We start from the raw sequence: 15,330 nt of genomic DNA on the forward strand, positions 1-15,330 counted from the left end.
ACGGCACCGACGCGTACGGTGCGCGCAGGTTCGCAGTCGGCTCGAAGGGGAGCACGCAATGGCCACCAAGCCGCCCACAGGTGACCCGGTCCAGGACGCGCCGCGGGTCGGCGAGGCGCAGCACGCCGCCGCCGGTCTGCCCGCCGTCGCCCACAGCCTGCTCGTGGCCCAGCAGCAGATGGGGGTGGTGCGCACCGCGCGGACCCTCCTCAAGGTCAACCAGAAGAACGGCTTCGACTGCCCCGGCTGCGCCTGGCCCGAGGGCGACAAGCGGCACACGGCGGAATTCTGCGAGAACGGCGCCAAGGCCGTCGCCGAGGAGGCGACGCTGCGCCGGGTCACCCCCGACTTCTTCGCCGCGCACCCCGTCGCCGACCTCGCCACGCGCAGCGGCTACTGGCTGGGCCAGCAGGGACGGATCACCCAGCCGATGTACCTCCCCGAGGGCGCCGAGCGGTACGAGGCGATCGGCTGGGAGCGCGCCTTCGAGATCATCGCCGAGGAGCTGCGCGCGCTCGGCTCCCCCGACGAGGCCCTCTTCTACACCTCGGGCCGCACGAGCAACGAGGCCGCGTTCCTGCTCCAGCTGTTCGCCCGCGAATTCGGCACCAACAACCTCCCCGACTGCTCCAACATGTGCCACGAGTCCTCCGGCTCGGCACTGACGGAGACCATCGGCATCGGCAAGGGCAGCGTTACCCTGGAGGACCTCCACCGGGCCGACCTGATCATCGTCGCCGGGCAGAACCCCGGCACCAACCACCCCCGGATGCTCTCCGCCCTGGAGAAGGCCAAGGCCGCCGGAGCGAGGATCATCTCGGTCAACCCGCTCCCCGAGGCCGGCCTGGAGCGCTTCAAGAACCCGCAGACCCCCCTCGGCATGATCCGGGGCACCGCGCTCAACGACCTCTTCCTGCAGATCCGCATCGGTGGCGACCAGGCGCTCTTCCGCCTCCTCAACAAGATGATCCTGCAGACCGAGGGCGCCGTCGACGAGACCTTCGTGCGGGAACACACCCACGGCTTCGAGGAGTTCGCGGCCGCCGCCCGAGAGGCCGACTGGGCCGAGACCCTCACCGCCACCGGCCTCGACCGCGAGAGCATCGAGAAGGCCCTGGCCATGGTCCTCGCCTCGAAGCGCACCATCGTCTGCTGGGCCATGGGCCTGACCCAGCACAAGCACTCCGTGCCGACCATCCGCGAGGTGGTCAACCTCCTCCTGCTGCGCGGCAGCATAGGGCGGCCGGGCGCCGGGGTCTGCCCCGTCCGGGGCCACTCCAACGTGCAGGGCGACCGCACCATGGGCATCTTCGAGCGCCCCTCTCCCGCCTTCCTCGACGCCCTCGACAAGGAATTCGGGATCACCTCGCCGCGCCACCACGGCTACGACGTCGTCCGCGCCATCCGGGCCCTGCGCGACGGCGACGCCAAGGTCTTCATCGCCATGGGCGGCAACTTCGTCGCGGCCACCCCCGACACGGACGTCACCGAGGCCGCGATGCGCCGCGCCCGCCTCACCGTCCACGTCTCCACCAAGTTGAACCGCTCGCACGCCGTGACCGGCACCCGCGCGCTGATCCTGCCCACGCTGGGGCGCACCGACAAGGACGTCCAGGCGAGCGGCAAGCAGTTCGTCACCGTCGAGGACTCCATGAGCATGGTCCACGCCTCGCGCGGCAACCTCACCCCCGCGAGCCCGCACCTCCTCTCCGAACCCGCCATCGTCGCCCGGCTCGCCCGCGCCGTCCTCGGCCCGGGATCGGCCACGCCCTGGGAGGAGTTCGAGAAGGACTACGCGACGATCCGCGACCGCATCTCCCGCGTCGTCCCCGGCTTCGAGGACTTCAACGCCCGCGTCGCCCGCCCCGGGGGCTTCACCCTCCCGCACCCCCCGCGCGACGAACGCCGCTTCCCCACCGCGACCGGCCGGGCCAACTTCACCGCCGCCCCCGTCGAGTACCCCGAACTCCCGCAGGGCAGGCTGCTGTTGCAGACGCTGCGCTCGCACGACCAGTACAACACCACGATCTACGGTCTCGACGACCGCTACCGCGGCATCAAGGACGGCCGCCGCGTCGTCCTGGTCAACCCGGAGGACGCCCGCGCCCTCGGCCTCGCCGACGGCGCGTACACCGACCTCGTGAGCGAGTGGAAGGACGGCGTGGAGCGCCGCGCCCCCGGCTTCCGCGTCGTCCACTACCCGACCGCCCGGGGCTGCGCCGCCGCCTACTACCCCGAGACCAATGTGCTGGTCCCCCTCGACTCCACCGCCGACACCAGCAACACCCCGGCCAGCAAGTCCGTCGTCGTCCGCTTCGAGAACACCAGGGTCTGAGCCGCCCGGTACCCGAACCGCCCCGGCCGGGGCCTTCGAGGGCTCCGGCCGGGGCGGCGGTCAGCAGACAGGGAACGGGACCGGGGCTCAGTAGTCGGTGTCGATGCCGCGCGCGGCGAAGACCTCCGCCGCGTCCGGCGCCGCCAGGACGCCGTCCTCCACGAAGGTGACCTCCCGCAGGTTGGGCAGCAGGGCGAGGTCGTCGAGCGAGCGGACGTCGAACAGGTCGTCCTCGCCGTCCCAGGCGGGTGCGCAGTGCCGGAAGACCTCCGCCCCGGCGTCGAAGCACAGCTCCTCGACGCGGGCGAGCAGCTCGGCGGGGATCTCCAGGGCCTCGAAGTGGGCCCGGGGCTCCGGCAGCACCTCCGCGTGGAGGCCGTTCCCCAGGACGTGGGACGCGGGATCGGTGATCCCCCGCTCGGCCAGTCGCTCGGCCAGGTCGAAGACCGGGAGGAGCGGCTCGGGGCCGTACATGAGCTCCTCGATGACAAGAAGCTTGAGATTGAAGTCGCGGAACTGGCTCATGGCACATGAGTACCACGGAGGTACGACACGAATGCTCCGCCCGGACCCGCCCGGCCCGGCCCCGGTCGCGGCCGGGGGACCGAGCGGGCCGGGACCGCACACCCCGAACACCGTCTAAGCGTCCGCTCAGCCGTCTGGTAAGAACGATGTACACAGCACTGACGCCGTGAACCACCGCAGACGATCGGAGCCGGCCCATGGGCGAGCACACCACTCCCACGTTCCCCCAGGAGATCATCGACGAGTACGCCGCACTCGGCGTGGACCTGCCCGCCCTCTTCTCCGCCGGACACCTCGGCGAACGGATGGGCGTCACGATCGTCGAGGCCTCCGCGGACCGCGTCGTGGGCACCATGCCCGTCGAGGGCAACACCCAGCCCTACGGACTGCTGCACGGCGGCGCCTCCGCCGTCCTCGCCGAGACCCTCGGCTCCGTCGGTTCCATGCTCCACGGCGGCGTCACCAAGCTCGCTGTGGGTGTCGATCTGAACTGCACCCACCACCGCGGGGTGCGCAGCGGCCTCGTCACGGGGGTGGCCACTCCCGTGCACCGCGGCCGCTCCACCGCCACCTACGAGATCGTCATCACGGACGAACAGGACAAGAGGGTCTGCACCGCGCGCCTCACCTGCATGCTCCGCGACGCCCCGCGCCCCGAAGCCGCCTGACGGGCCGGAACACGCACCGACACCCACGGACCCCCACTGCCCGGCCGGATCACCATCCGCCCGGGCAGTGCCATATCCACCCACAACCACCCGCACATCCGGTGGAGTTGGGAACCGAGTAAGCCAACTCCCTTGACCACAGCATCTGTTGTGTGGCCAACTCGGCACCCCACACACTTCACGCACGCGACGCCGCGTCGACCACAACACCTCCCGCCGTAACACTGTGTAACCATCGGCCGGTCCGTGACCACCCCCCGCGCGGCATCCCGGACCGGACCCCGCAGCCGCCGGGCACTTCGCCGCGCCCTCACGCGCCCCACCCGGCCCCCGAAACGCGACAGCAGCAAGATCGGCTCAAGCCCCTTAGCAGAGCTGCGCGTTCTCAGAATGCGGTCACTTTTCCATCCGGTAAAAAGCCGTACATGTCCGCACAGCCACCTCAAGCCTTCCTCAAGGGCATAACAAGACAGTCACATCCTGCGGCGGACCCATCCCGGACCCCCTCACCTGCGCCTAGAGTCACCGCCAGTCACCGCGCCGCCGGGCGCGTCTGCAGCACGGCCCTGTACCAACCCAGTACGGCCCGGCGAACGACACGGCACCTCAGCAGAGGAGGCCGCGCCAGGGAAAGGACCTTTCGTGCGACACCGTTCTTTGCTCATACTCACCACAGTGCTCACCACCGGAGCACTGACCCTCACCGCCTGCGGGTCGCGCGACGACAGCAACAACGGCGGAGGCGGCGGAGGCGACACCCAGACCGTCGTCATCGGCGTCGACGCGCCGATCACCGGTGACCTGTCCGCCCTCGGCCTCGGCATCAAGAACTCCGCCGACCTCGCCGTCAAGACGGCCAACAAGGAAAAGACCGTCCCCGGCATCAAGTTCGAGGTCAAGCCGCTCGACGACCAGGCGCAGCCCTCCGTCGGCCAGCAGAACGCCCAGAAGTTCATCGACGACGAGTCCGTCGTCGGCGTCGTCGGCCCCCTGAACTCCGGCGTCTCCCAGTCGATGCAGAAGCCGCTCAACGACGCCAACCTCACCCAGGTCTCCCCCGCCAACACCGGCACCGAGCTGACCCAGGGCGAGAACTGGAAGACCGGCGACAAGAAGCGCCCCTTCAAGACCTACTTCCGCACCGCCACCACGGACCAGATCCAGGGCGCCTTCGCCGCGAAGTACCTCTACAACAACGCGAAGGTCAAGCAGGTCTACCTCATCGACGACCAGAAGCCCTACGGCGCCGGTCTCGCCGCCTCCTTCAAGAACACCTTCACCGCCCTCGGCGGCAAGATCGTCGGCTCCGACCACGTCAACCCCGACGACCGCGACTTCAACGCCGTCGTCACCCAGGTCAAGAAGTCCGGCGCCAAGGCCGTCTACTACGGCGGCGAGTACCCCGCCGGCGCCCCCCTGAGCCAGCAGCTCAAGGACAGTGTCCAGATCCCCCTCATGGGCGGTGACGGCATGTACAGCGCCGACTTCATCAAGCTCAACAAGAAGGCCCAGGGCGACATCGCCACCTCCGTCGGCAAGCCCGTCGAGGAGCTCGACTCCGCCAAGAAGTTCATCGCGGACTACAAGACCGCCGGGTACAAGGACGCCTACGAGGCGTACGGCGGCGGCACCTACGACGCCACCTGGGCGATCATCGAGGCCGTCAAGATCGCCGTCGCCGAGAACGACGGCAAGCTCCCCAGCGGGGACGAGGGCCGCGTCAAGGTCCTCGAGGCCATGGCCAAGGTCAAGTTCGAGGGCGTCACCGGCCCCGTCTCCTTCGACGAGTACGGCGACACCACCAACACCATGATGACCGCCTACCAGGTCGACGGCGGCAAGTGGACCTCCAAGCTCAGCGAGGTCTACAAGCCCTGACCCCCACCGGCCCTCCCGGCCCCCAAGCCTGACCCAGACCGCGCGGGAGCGCTACCAGCGCTCCCGCGCGGTGCCATATCCGAACCACTCCACGGAGGCCCTGCGGTGAACGAACTGCCGCAACAGCTGGCCAATGGACTCATCCTCGGCGCGATGTACGGACTCATCGCGATCGGCTACACGATGGTCTACGGAATCATCCAGCTCATCAACTTCGCCCACGGCGAGATCTTCATGATCGGAGGCTTCGGAGCTCTCACCGTGTACCTCTGGATGCCGGCCGGCGTCTCCCTCCTCGCGATCATCCCCCTCATGATCATCGGCGGCGTCATATGCTCCGTCGCCGTCAGCGCAGCCGCCGAACGCTTCGCCTACCGGCCCCTGCGCACCGCCCCACGACTGGCCCCGCTGATCACCGCGATCGGACTCTCCCTCGCACTCCAGCAGGCCATCTGGAAGTGGTACCCCGACGCCAAGAAGGACCGTTCCTTCCCCCAGTTCAAGGGCGAAGCGATCGACATCTTCGGCGCCCACATCCAGCGCGGTGACCTCTTCGTCCTCATCACGGCACCCATCTGCATGCTCGCCCTCGGCCTCTTCGTCTCCAAGACGCGCACCGGCCGCGGCATGCAGGCCACCAGCCAGGACCCCGACACCGCCAAGCTCATGGGCATCAACACCGACCGCATCATCGTCATGGCCTTCGCCATCGGTGCCGCGTTCGCCGCCGTCGCCGCCGTCGCCTACGGGCTCAAGAACGGCCAGATCGGCTTCAAAATGGGCTTCATCATGGGCCTCAAGGCCTTCACCGCAGCGGTGCTCGGCGGCATCGGCAACATCTACGGAGCCATGCTCGGCGGCGTCGTACTCGGCATCGCCGAATCCCTCGCCACCGGCTACATGAGCAACGTCCCCGGCATGGACCTCTTCGGCGGCGGCGCCTGGAAGGACGTGTGGGCCTTCGTCCTCCTCATCGTCGTCCTGCTGCTGCGCCCCCAGGGTCTGCTCGGCGAACGCGTCGCGGATCGGGCGTGATACCGATGACCACCAACCCCACCACCTCCTTCCTGCCGATCCCCGCCGCCGCGGCCCGCATCGGCACCCTCGCGGGCGCCGCCGTCGCACTCGTCGGCACCTTCCTCGCCTGGACCTGGACCTCCGAATTCCCCGGCGACCTCACCGTCACCGGCTACCCCGGCGGCCTCCAGGTCCTCACCCTCACCAGCGCCGCACTCACCCTGCTCCTCGCCCTGTCCGGCTACGGCATCCGAGGGCTGCGCTGGCTCACCCCCGGCGGCACCAACAGCCCCGTCCGCCTCCTGGCACTGGGCACCTTCGGCACCACCGGCTACACCATCGGCGCCATCTCCTACGACCTCGGTGGCATCGTCAACCTGGAACCCGGGGCCTGGGTCAGCGGCATCGGCTCGCTCATCGCCGCCGTCGCCGCCCTCGGCCTCCCCGACGACCAGCCGCTCACCGGCCCCTCGGCCAACGCCTGGCAGCGCTTCCGCAACGGCCTCGCCGCACCCGCGGCCCCCCGCGCCAAGGCCCTGCCCTCCTGGGCCGAGATCCTCATCATCGTCGCCGCGTTCGGCATCGGCCTCCATGTCTTCACCTACGGCATCGACACCGAGTACACCGAACTCTTCATCGGCTTCCTCATCACCGTCGGCTTCGCCTTCACCGCGCTCCACCGGGCCGGACTCATCTCCCGCCTCACCGCGCTGACCACGAAGCACCGCAACATCACCCTCGCCGCGGCCCTCGTCGCAGCCGTCTGCTTCCCCTTCACCCAGCAGAAAGAGGAATACGCGCTCATCGGCGCCAACATCCTCATCTTCGGCACCGTCGCCCTCGGCCTGAACGTCGTCGTCGGCCTCGCCGGCCTCCTCGACCTCGGCTACGTGGCCTTCCTCGGCGTCGGCGCCTACGCCGCCGCCCTGGTCTCCGGCTCCACCATGTCGGCCATCGGCGTCGAGTTCCCCTTCTGGGCCGCCGTGCTCACCGGAGCCGCGGCATCGCTCGTCTTCGGTGTCCTCATCGGCGCACCGACGCTACGGCTGCGCGGCGACTACCTCGCCATCGTCACCCTCGGCTTCGGTGAGATCTTCCGCCTCACCGTGAACAACCTCAACGGCAACAGCGGCCCCGACCTCACCAACGGCTCCCAGGGCATCCCCAGCATCCCCGACCTCAACTTCTTCGGGTTCGACTTCGGGATCAAGCACGACGTCCTCGGCTTCACCCTCGGCAGGTCCGCCAACTACTACCTGCTGATGCTCCTGTTCACCGCCGTCGTCGTCCTCGTCTTCCGCCGCTCCGGGGAATCCCGCATCGGCCGGGCCTGGGTCGCCATCCGCGAGGACGAGACCGCGGCCACCGCCATGGGCATCAACGCCTTCCGGCTCAAGCTGGTCGCCTTCGCCCTCGGCGCCACCCTCGCCGGACTCGCCGGAACCGTCCAGGCGCACGTCAACTACACCGTGACGCCCGAGCAGTACCAGTTCGCCGGCTCCGTACCGCCCAACTCCGCCTTCCTCCTCGCCGCCGTCATCCTCGGCGGCATGGGAACCCTCAGCGGACCCCTCGTCGGCGCGGCACTGCTCTACCTCATCCCGGCCAAGCTGCAGTTCATGCAGGACTACCAGCTCTTCCTCTTCGGCGTCGCACTCATCCTCCTGATGCGCATGCGCCCCGAAGGACTGGTCGCCGACCGCAGGAAGCAGCTCGAGTTCCACGAGAACGACCAGCCCGACGTACCCGAACCACGGCAGTCCGAGGAAACCGGCGCCGGCATCGCCAAGGCGGGGGCGTGACCACCATGACCACCACGAAGACCGCCACCACCGTCCTGGACGCCAGCGGGGTCACCATGCGCTTCGGCGGCCTCACCGCCGTCCGCGGCGTCGACCTCACCGTCAACGCGGGCGAGATCGTCGGCCTCATCGGCCCCAACGGGGCCGGCAAGACCACCTTCTTCAACTGCCTCACCGGCCTGTACGTCCCCACCGAGGGCAAGGTCAGCTACAAGGGCACCGTCCTGCCGCCCAAGCCCCACCTCGTCACCCAGGCAGGCATCGCCCGTACCTTCCAGAACATCCGGCTCTTCGCCAACATGACCGTCCTGGAGAACGTCCTCGTCGGACGCCACACCAGGACCAAGGAAGGTCTCTGGTCCGCCCTCCTCCGGCTCCCCGGATTCACCAAGGCCGAGAACGCCAGCCGCGAACGCGCCATGGAACTCCTGGAGTTCATCGGCCTGGCGAACAAGGCGGACCACCTCGCGCGCAACCTCCCCTACGGGGACCAGCGCAAGCTGGAAATCGCCCGCGCACTCGCCAGCGACCCCGGGCTCCTCCTCCTCGACGAGCCCACCGCCGGCATGAACCCCCAGGAAACCCGCGTCACCGAAGAGCTCATCTTCGCCATCCGGGACCAGGGCATCGCCGTCCTCGTCATCGAGCACGACATGCGGTTCATCTTCAACCTCTGCGACCGCGTCGCCTGCCTCGTCCAGGGCGAGAAGCTCGTCGAGGGCACCGCCGGCGAGGTCCAGAGCGACGACCGCGTCGTCGCCGCCTATCTCGGCACCCCCTTCGAAGGCGCCCCCGGCGCCGAGGAGGCCGCCGAGGTCGAGGCCGCCGAGGCGGACGCCATCAGAACAGCCACCACCAGCACCGAGGAGGAGGACACCCGATGACCGCACTTCTGGAGGTCGAGGACCTCCGCGTCGCCTACGGCAAGATCGAAGCCGTCAAGGGCATCTCCTTCACCGTCGAAGCCGGCCAGGTCGTCACGCTCATCGGCACCAACGGCGCCGGCAAGACCACCACACTGCGCACCCTCTCCGGCCTCCTCAAGCCGGTCGGCGGCCGCATCGTCTTCGACGGCAAACCGCTCGCCAACGTCCCCGCCCACAAGGTCGTCTCCCTGGGCCTCGCCCACTCCCCCGAGGGACGCCACATCTTCCCCCGGCTGACGATCGCCGAGAACCTCCAGCTCGGCGCGTATCTCCGCAGCGACAAGGCGGGCATCGAGAAGGACATCCAGCGCGCCTACGACCTCTTCCCCATCCTCGGGGAACGCCGCAAGCAGGCCGCCGGAACCCTCTCGGGCGGCGAGCAGCAGATGCTCGCCATGGGCAGGGCCCTCATGTGCCAGCCCAAACTCCTGATGCTCGACGAGCCCTCCATGGGCCTCTCGCCGATCATGATGCAGAAGATCATGGCGACCATCGTCGAGCTCAAGGCCCAGGGCACCACCATCCTGCTCGTCGAGCAGAACGCCCAGGCGGCGCTCTCCCTCGCCGATCAGGGCCACGTCATGGAGGTCGGCAAGATCGTCCTCTCCGGCACCGGAGCGGACCTCCTCCACGACGAGTCCGTCCGCAAGGCCTACCTCGGCGAGGACTGAGCCCCCTCCCACGCACATGGTCGAGGCCCGCACCCCGGTCGACCGGGGTGCGGGCCTCGACCATGTGTCCGTACGGACCGGCTACTCCGCCGCCCGCTTCTTCTCCTCGGCATCCGCGATCAACGCCTCGGCCAGCTGCTGCATCGACAGCCGCCGGTCCATCGACGTCTTCTGGATCCACCGGAACGCGGCCGGCTCCGACAGCCCGTAGTCCGTCTGCAGGATGCTCTTCGCCCGGTCCACCAGCTTCCGCGTCTCCAGCCGCTGCGCGAGGTCCGCGACCTCGCTCTCCAGCGCCTTCAGCTCCGCGAACCGCGACACCGCCATCTCGATGGCCGGCACCACGTCGCTCTTGCTGAACGGCTTCACCAGATACGCCATCGCCCCGGCGTCCCTGGCCCGCTCGACGAGATCGCGCTGCGAGAAAGCGGTGAGCATCAGAACGGGCGCGATGGACTCCTCGGCGATCTTCTCCGCGGCGGAGATCCCGTCGAGGACCGGCATCTTCACGTCGAGGATCACCAGATCCGGCCGGTGCTCCCGGGCCAGCTCGACGGCCTGCTGCCCGTCCCCGGCCTCGCCGACGACCGCGTAGCCCTCTTCCTCCAGCATCTCCTTGAGGTCGAGGCGGATGAGCGCCTCGTCCTCGGCGATGACGACACGGGTCGTCAGCGGCGGAACGTGCGACTTGTCGTCGTCGGCGGCGGGCTGGGGCGACTCGGGCGTGGTCACGGGGCTCCTTGATCAAGGCAGGGGTACTGCTGCCAAGAGCCTACCCAGCTGCGGTAAGGTGGTCGGGCAGCGGGTCGGGGGAAACCTACGATTCAGCGAGCCCCGGTAGTCCAATTGGTTAGAGACAATGGATTCAAAACCCATACAGTGTCGGTTCGAGTCCGACTCGGGGTACTTTTCCTTCATTTTCAAGGCCGCAGAAGAATGGCCGAGCTTCACGTGAACGCGTGAATGCCGACTTGCCCTGCCTCCGGGTTGTCCGAATGCCGGACGGGATGTCGTGCGGTGCTGAAAACCCCGCCGTGCGCGCCTGTTCACCGCGTCCCATCCGGGCGACGGCCCCGGCGAGAAGCACGACCGCACGCCGGACCGCGTGGGCGTGGAGTGGAAGCGGACCGACGCACGGAACACCTCCGTCGCCCGACGGGCGCCCGTCGCGTCGATGGACGCCCATGTCGGGCCGAAGTACTGACGACCGCCTACTTCGGGCTGTCGTCCTCGCCGATGTGGTGCACCCGCACCAGGTTCGTCGAGCCCGGGACGCCCGGCGGAGAGCCGGCCGTGATGACCACGATGTCGCCCTTCTCGCAGCGGCCGATCTTCAGCAGCTCCTCGTCGACCTGGGCCACCATCGCGTCCGTCGAGTCCACCTGCGGGCCGAGGAAGGTCTCGACGCCCCAGGTCAGGTTCAGCTGGGAGCGGGTGGCCGGGTCCGGGGTGAAGGCCAGGAGCGGGATGGGCGAGCGGTAGCGGGACAGACGCCGGACGGTGTCGCCGCTCTGGGTGAAGGCGACCAGGAACTTCGCGCCCAGGAAGTCGCCCATCTCGGCCGCCGCGCGGGCGACCGCGCCGCCCTGGGTGCGGGGCTTGCTGCGCTCGGTCAGGGGCGGGAGGCCCTTGGCGAGGATGTCCTCCTCGGCCGCCTCCACGATGCGGGCCATCGTGCGTACCGTCTCGACGGGGTACTTGCCCACGCTGGTCTCGCCGGAGAGCATCACCGCGTCGGTGCCGTCGATGACCGCGTTGGCGACGTCGGAGGCCTCGGCGCGGGTGGGGCGGGAGTTGTCGATCATCGAGTCGAGCATCTGGGTCGCGACGATAACCGGCTTGGCGTTGCGCCTGGCGAGTTTGATGGCGCGCTTCTGGACGATGGGCACTTGCTCCAGGGGCATTTCGACGCCGAGGTCGCCGCGGGCGACCATGATGCCGTCGAAGGCGGCGACGATGCCGTCGATGTTCTCGACGGCCTGGGGCTTCTCGATCTTGGCGATGACGGGGAGGCGGCGGCCCTCCTCGTCCATGATGCGGTGGACGTCCTCGATGTCGCGTCCGCTGCGGACGAAGGAGAGGGCGATGACGTCGGCGCCGGTGCGCAGGGCCCAGCGGAGGTCCTCGACGTCCTTCTCGGAGAGCGCGGGGACGGAGACGGCGACGCCGGGGAGGTTGAGGCCCTTGTGGTCGGAGACCATGCCGCCCTCGATGACGGTGGTGCGGACGCGGGGGCCGTCCACCTCGGTGACTTCGAGGGTGACCCGGCCGTCGTCGACGAGGATGCGTTCGCCGGGGGTGACGTCGGCGGCGAGGCCGTCGTAGGTGGTGCCGCAGCCGTGGCGGTCGCCCTCCATGGGTTCGACGGTGATGGTGAAGGTGTCGCCGCGTTCGAGGAGCACGGGGCCTTCGTGGAAGCGGCCGAGGCGGATCTTCGGGCCCTGGAGGTCGGCGAGGACTCCGACGCTTCGTCCCGCTTCGTCGGCGGCCTTGCGTACGTGGTGGTACCGCTCTTCGTGTTCGGCGTAGGTGCCGTGGCTGAGGTTGAGGCGGGCGATGTCCATTCCGGCTTCGACCAGTGCTTTGAGCCGGTCGTAGGTGTCGGTGGCGGGGCCCAGGGTGCAAACGATTTTTGCTCGGCGCATGCTTCGACCCTAAGCCTTACCTACGGGTAGTTATTTCGCTCGCCGTGTCCGCTCAACAACCTTTGGATGAAGGGTTATTGACGACTGTTGAATTGTGCGGCGGGGCGCTCGGATGAGCATTCCCTTTAGAGCTTCGGGGGCGCCATGATGAAACGGGCGTTCACTCGTGCACAGACGGTCTGGCGTTGTGGTTCGAGGTTGAGGGCGGCGGGCTGGGAGGCTGCCCCGCCGTAGGCCGCGCGTGCGCCGCCGGGGGGTGCGGGCAGGGCCGTGGGGGCGTTCTCCGCGCCGATGTCGGCGAGTTCGACGAGGGCGGTGAGGTGGGTGTCGAGTGCGCCGGCGTATTCGCGGGCGCGCTGGACGGCTTCGCGGACGGCCCGGCGGCGGGCCTCGGCGTGGGCGGGCGAGTCGGGGCGCAGGCTCCACCAGGGGCCGTTGATGTGGGTCATTTCGAGGTCGGCGATGCGGGTGGTGAATTCGCCGAGGGTGGTGAAGTCGTTGAGGACCGCGACGATGTGGACGCGGCCGTGATATGCGCGGATTTTCTCGTTGCGGCCCTGTTGGTCGAGTTCGGGCGTGATGGAGAATGCGCCGGTTTCGAGTTTTTCCATGGCTTGTCCGTAGGAGCGTGCGAGTTCCAGGACGCGGTCGTTGCGGCGGGTGAGGTCCTCGAGTGCGTTGCGGCGGTCCTTGCCGCGGGCGCTGACCGTGATGCCGACGCGGGCGATCTCGGGGTCGAATTCGAGACGGGCTTCGCCTCGGACGGCGACGCGGGGGTGCTCGGGGGTGCCGTAGGACAGGGGTGTGTCGGTCATGGGTCCACTGTCGCACCCGGGTGTGACAGTGGTTGGTCACCAGATCGAAACCCGGGAGGGGTGTTGCCGGGTATGGCTCCTGGGTCATTATCTACGCGCGTTGTGTACGGTCTGTCCCGCGTCGGGCGGGAGTCGGGCCGTACGGGTACCGAGCTTCGCGTGAGAACTGAGATGTGGGAGAAGAGATGCCGCTGAACCGTAGGACGTTCCTGGGCACATCGGCGGCCGCCGGTGCGGGTGTGGCGATCGCGGGGGGTTCCGCGGCGCCCGCCGCCGCTCATGGGCATGGTCACGGCCACGGGCGTCCGCCGAAGCGGTACTCGTTCACCGTGATGGGGACGACGGACCTGCACGGGAACGTCTTCAACTGGGACTACTTCACGGACAAGGAGTTCGACGACAAGGCGCACAACGACGTGGGTCTGGCGAAGATCTCGACGTTGGTGGACCAGGTGCGCCGGGAGAAGGGGCGTCGCAACACGCTGCTGATCGACGCGGGTGACACGATCCAGGGCACCCAGCTGTCGTACTACTACGCCAAGGTCGACCCGATCACGGCGCGGCGCGGTCCGGTGCACCCGATGGCGCAGGCGATGAACGCGATCGGTTATGACGCGGCGGCGCTGGGGAACCACGAGTTCAATTACGGCATTCCGGTGCTGCGGAAGTTCGAGGAGCAGTGTGATTTCCCGCTGCTGGGTGCGAACGCGCTGGATGCGAAGTCGTTGCGGCCGGCGTTCGCGCCGTATGTCATCAAGCGGATGCGCACTCCGCACGGCCGGGACGTGAAGGTCGCGATCCTGGGTCTGACCAATCCGGGTATCGCGATCTGGGACAAGGCGAACGTGAGCGGGAAGATGGTGTTCCCGGGGCTGGAGGAGCAGGCAGCGAAGTTCGTGCCGCGGCTTCGTTCCATGGGCGCGGACGTGGTGATCGTGTCGGCGCATTCGGGGAGCAGCGGTACGTCGTCGTACGGTGACCAGTTGCCGTACGTGGAGAACGCGGCGGGTCTGGTGGCCGAGCAGGTGCCGGGTATCGACGCGATTCTGGTGGGGCATGCGCACCAGGAGATTCCCGAGTACTTCGTGGAGAACAAGCAGACGGGCAAGAAGGTGGTGCTCTCCGAGCCGTTGAAGTGGGGGCAGCGGCTGACGCTGTTCGACTTCGACCTGGTGTGGGAGAAGGGCCGCTGGGTGGTGGAGAAGGCGGGCTCGCGGGTGCTGAACTCCAACACGGTGGAGGAGGACCCGAAGATCACGGGGCTGCTGGCGGACGAGCACGAGAAGGTCGTGGCGTACGTCAACCAGGTGATCGGTACGTCGACGGCGGCGATGACGACGGCGGAGGCGGCCTGGAAGGACGAGCCGATCATCGATCTGATCAATGTCGTCCAGGCGGAGACGGTGAAGGCGGCGTTGGCGGGTGGTGAGTACGCGGCGCTTCCGGTGCTCTCGCAGGCGTCGTGCTTCTCGCGCACGGCGCAGATTCCGGCCGGCGATGTGACGATCAAGGACGCGGCGGGTCTGTATCCGTTCGAGAACACGCTTGAGGCGCGGTTGCTGACGGGTGCGCAGCTGCGGGATTACCTGGAGTTCTCGGCGCGGTATTACGTGCAGACGCCGGCGGGTGCGCCGGTGGACACGGCGAAGCTGACGAACGCGGACAACACTCCGGATTACAACTACGACGCGGTGTCGGGCCTGACGTACGAGATCGACATCGCGAAGCCGAATGGTTCGCGGATCGTGAATCTGGCGTTCGAGGGGAAGCCGGTCGACCCGGCGGCGCAGTTCGTGCTGGCGGTGAACAATTACCGGGCCAGTGGCGGTGGGAACTTCCCGCATGTGGCGGGTGCCAAGCAGTTGTGGGCGAATTCGGAGGAGATCCGGAACACGATCATTGCCTGGGTGCAGGCGAAGGGTTCGGTGGACGGTTCGCAGTTCGCTTCGGTGGACTGGCGCCTGACGCGTGAGGGCACGCCGGTGTTCTGAGCGTTCCGGCGTTCCGAGTAGTCCGGTGTTCCGGACGGTTCCGTGGTGGGCGGCCGT

Annotated in this window: 12 protein-coding genes and 1 tRNA gene; 9 read left to right on the plus strand and 4 right to left on the minus strand. The window is 68.5% G+C overall.

Translation table 11 applies throughout. The annotated features are described in order from the left end of the window. The first annotated feature begins 58 nt into the window (after nt 1-58). Nucleotides 59-2,335 (plus strand): FdhF/YdeP family oxidoreductase, encoded by a 2,277-nt coding sequence (locus ABZZ04_RS26600; RefSeq protein WP_356934733.1) that lies wholly within the window; start codon nt 59-61, stop codon nt 2,333-2,335. Between the two features lie 87 nt (nt 2,336-2,422). Here the strand turns inward: ABZZ04_RS26600 and ABZZ04_RS26605 are convergent, their stop codons facing one another. After that, nucleotides 2,423-2,860, minus strand: coding sequence for a hypothetical protein (locus tag ABZZ04_RS26605; RefSeq protein WP_356934734.1), 438 nt, complete (start codon nt 2,858-2,860; stop codon nt 2,423-2,425). A 197-nt stretch (nt 2,861-3,057) separates the two neighbouring features. Between ABZZ04_RS26605 and ABZZ04_RS26610 the strand changes: the two genes are divergently transcribed. From ABZZ04_RS26610 to ABZZ04_RS26635, 6 genes are all read left to right on the plus strand, one after another. Further along, nucleotides 3,058-3,528: a hotdog fold thioesterase gene (locus ABZZ04_RS26610; RefSeq protein WP_356934735.1), complete on the plus strand. Its 471-nt coding sequence runs from the start codon at nt 3,058-3,060 to the stop codon at nt 3,526-3,528. Nucleotides 3,529-4,185: 657 nt separating this feature from the next. Next, a complete protein-coding gene (locus ABZZ04_RS26615) occupies nt 4,186-5,406 on the plus strand; it encodes a branched-chain amino acid ABC transporter substrate-binding protein (protein WP_356934763.1) in 1,221 nt (406 codons plus the stop codon). 105 nt (nt 5,407-5,511) lie between these two features. Then, nucleotides 5,512-6,441 (plus strand): branched-chain amino acid ABC transporter permease, encoded by a 930-nt coding sequence (locus tag ABZZ04_RS26620; protein WP_148834246.1) that lies wholly within the window; start codon nt 5,512-5,514, stop codon nt 6,439-6,441. 5 nt (nt 6,442-6,446) lie between these two features. Continuing rightward, the gene (locus tag ABZZ04_RS26625) at nt 6,447-8,225 is read left to right on the plus strand and encodes a branched-chain amino acid ABC transporter permease (RefSeq protein ID WP_356934736.1); all 1,779 of its coding nucleotides are present in this window, start codon (nt 6,447-6,449) and stop codon (nt 8,223-8,225) included. After that, a complete protein-coding gene (locus ABZZ04_RS26630; RefSeq protein ID WP_356934737.1) occupies nt 8,222-9,109 on the plus strand; it encodes an ABC transporter ATP-binding protein in 888 nt (295 codons plus the stop codon). Before ABZZ04_RS26625 ends, ABZZ04_RS26630 begins: the two co-directional genes overlap by 4 nt. Next, complete coding sequence (locus ABZZ04_RS26635) at nt 9,106-9,822, plus strand: ABC transporter ATP-binding protein (protein WP_356934738.1); 717 nt, start codon at nt 9,106-9,108, stop codon at nt 9,820-9,822. Before ABZZ04_RS26630 ends, ABZZ04_RS26635 begins: the two co-directional genes overlap by 4 nt. 81 nt (nt 9,823-9,903) lie before the next feature. On the opposite strand, the gene ABZZ04_RS26640 is transcribed toward ABZZ04_RS26635, so the two are convergent. Beyond that, on the minus strand, nt 9,904-10,554 hold the full coding sequence (locus ABZZ04_RS26640) for a response regulator (RefSeq protein WP_356934739.1): 651 nt from the start codon (nt 10,552-10,554) through the stop codon (nt 9,904-9,906). A gap of 99 nt (nt 10,555-10,653) precedes the next feature. Here ABZZ04_RS26640 and ABZZ04_RS26645 point away from each other — a divergent pair. Beyond that, nucleotides 10,654-10,728 (plus strand) — tRNA-Leu (locus ABZZ04_RS26645). Nucleotides 10,729-11,033: 305 nt separating this feature from the next. On the opposite strand, the gene pyk is transcribed toward ABZZ04_RS26645, so the two are convergent. Together pyk and ABZZ04_RS26655 are read right to left on the minus strand one after the other, a co-directional pair. Then, complete coding sequence (gene pyk, locus ABZZ04_RS26650; RefSeq protein ID WP_356934740.1) at nt 11,034-12,467, minus strand: pyruvate kinase; 1,434 nt, start codon at nt 12,465-12,467, stop codon at nt 11,034-11,036. A 125-nt stretch (nt 12,468-12,592) separates the two neighbouring features. Further along, nucleotides 12,593-13,282 carry an SIMPL domain-containing protein gene (locus tag ABZZ04_RS26655; protein WP_356934741.1) on the minus strand — a complete coding sequence of 230 codons (690 nt, stop codon included), beginning with the start codon at nt 13,280-13,282 and terminating at the stop codon, nt 12,593-12,595. 185 nt (nt 13,283-13,467) lie between these two features. On the opposite strand from ABZZ04_RS26655, the gene ABZZ04_RS26660 reads away from it, so the two are divergent. Next, a complete protein-coding gene (locus ABZZ04_RS26660; RefSeq protein ID WP_356934742.1) occupies nt 13,468-15,273 on the plus strand; it encodes a 5'-nucleotidase C-terminal domain-containing protein in 1,806 nt (601 codons plus the stop codon). Nucleotides 15,274-15,330: the final 57 nt, after the last annotated feature.

This window comes from Streptomyces sp. NPDC006435 (assembly GCF_040612315.1).
In the GTDB taxonomy this organism is placed as follows: domain Bacteria; phylum Actinomycetota; class Actinomycetes; order Streptomycetales; family Streptomycetaceae; genus Streptomyces.

What these genes read in the sequence shown, in the direction of transcription:
- ABZZ04_RS26635 (WP_356934738.1), top strand. Translation starts at nt 9,106, where the DNA reads ATGACCGCACTTCTGGAGGTCGAGGACCTCCGCGTCGCCTACGGCAAG.
- ABZZ04_RS26600 (WP_356934733.1), top strand. Translation starts at nt 59, where the DNA reads ATGGCCACCAAGCCGCCCACAGGTGACCCGGTCCAGGACGCGCCGCGG.
- ABZZ04_RS26660 (WP_356934742.1), top strand. Translation starts at nt 13,468, where the DNA reads ATGCCGCTGAACCGTAGGACGTTCCTGGGCACATCGGCGGCCGCCGGT.
- ABZZ04_RS26655 (WP_356934741.1), bottom strand. Translation starts at nt 13,282, where the DNA reads ATGACCGACACACCCCTGTCCTACGGCACCCCCGAGCACCCCCGCGTC.
- ABZZ04_RS26625 (WP_356934736.1), top strand. Translation starts at nt 6,447, where the DNA reads ATGACCACCAACCCCACCACCTCCTTCCTGCCGATCCCCGCCGCCGCG.
- ABZZ04_RS26610 (WP_356934735.1), top strand. Translation starts at nt 3,058, where the DNA reads ATGGGCGAGCACACCACTCCCACGTTCCCCCAGGAGATCATCGACGAG.
- ABZZ04_RS26605 (WP_356934734.1), bottom strand. Translation starts at nt 2,860, where the DNA reads ATGAGCCAGTTCCGCGACTTCAATCTCAAGCTTCTTGTCATCGAGGAG.
- pyk (WP_356934740.1), bottom strand. Translation starts at nt 12,467, where the DNA reads ATGCGCCGAGCAAAAATCGTTTGCACCCTGGGCCCCGCCACCGACACC.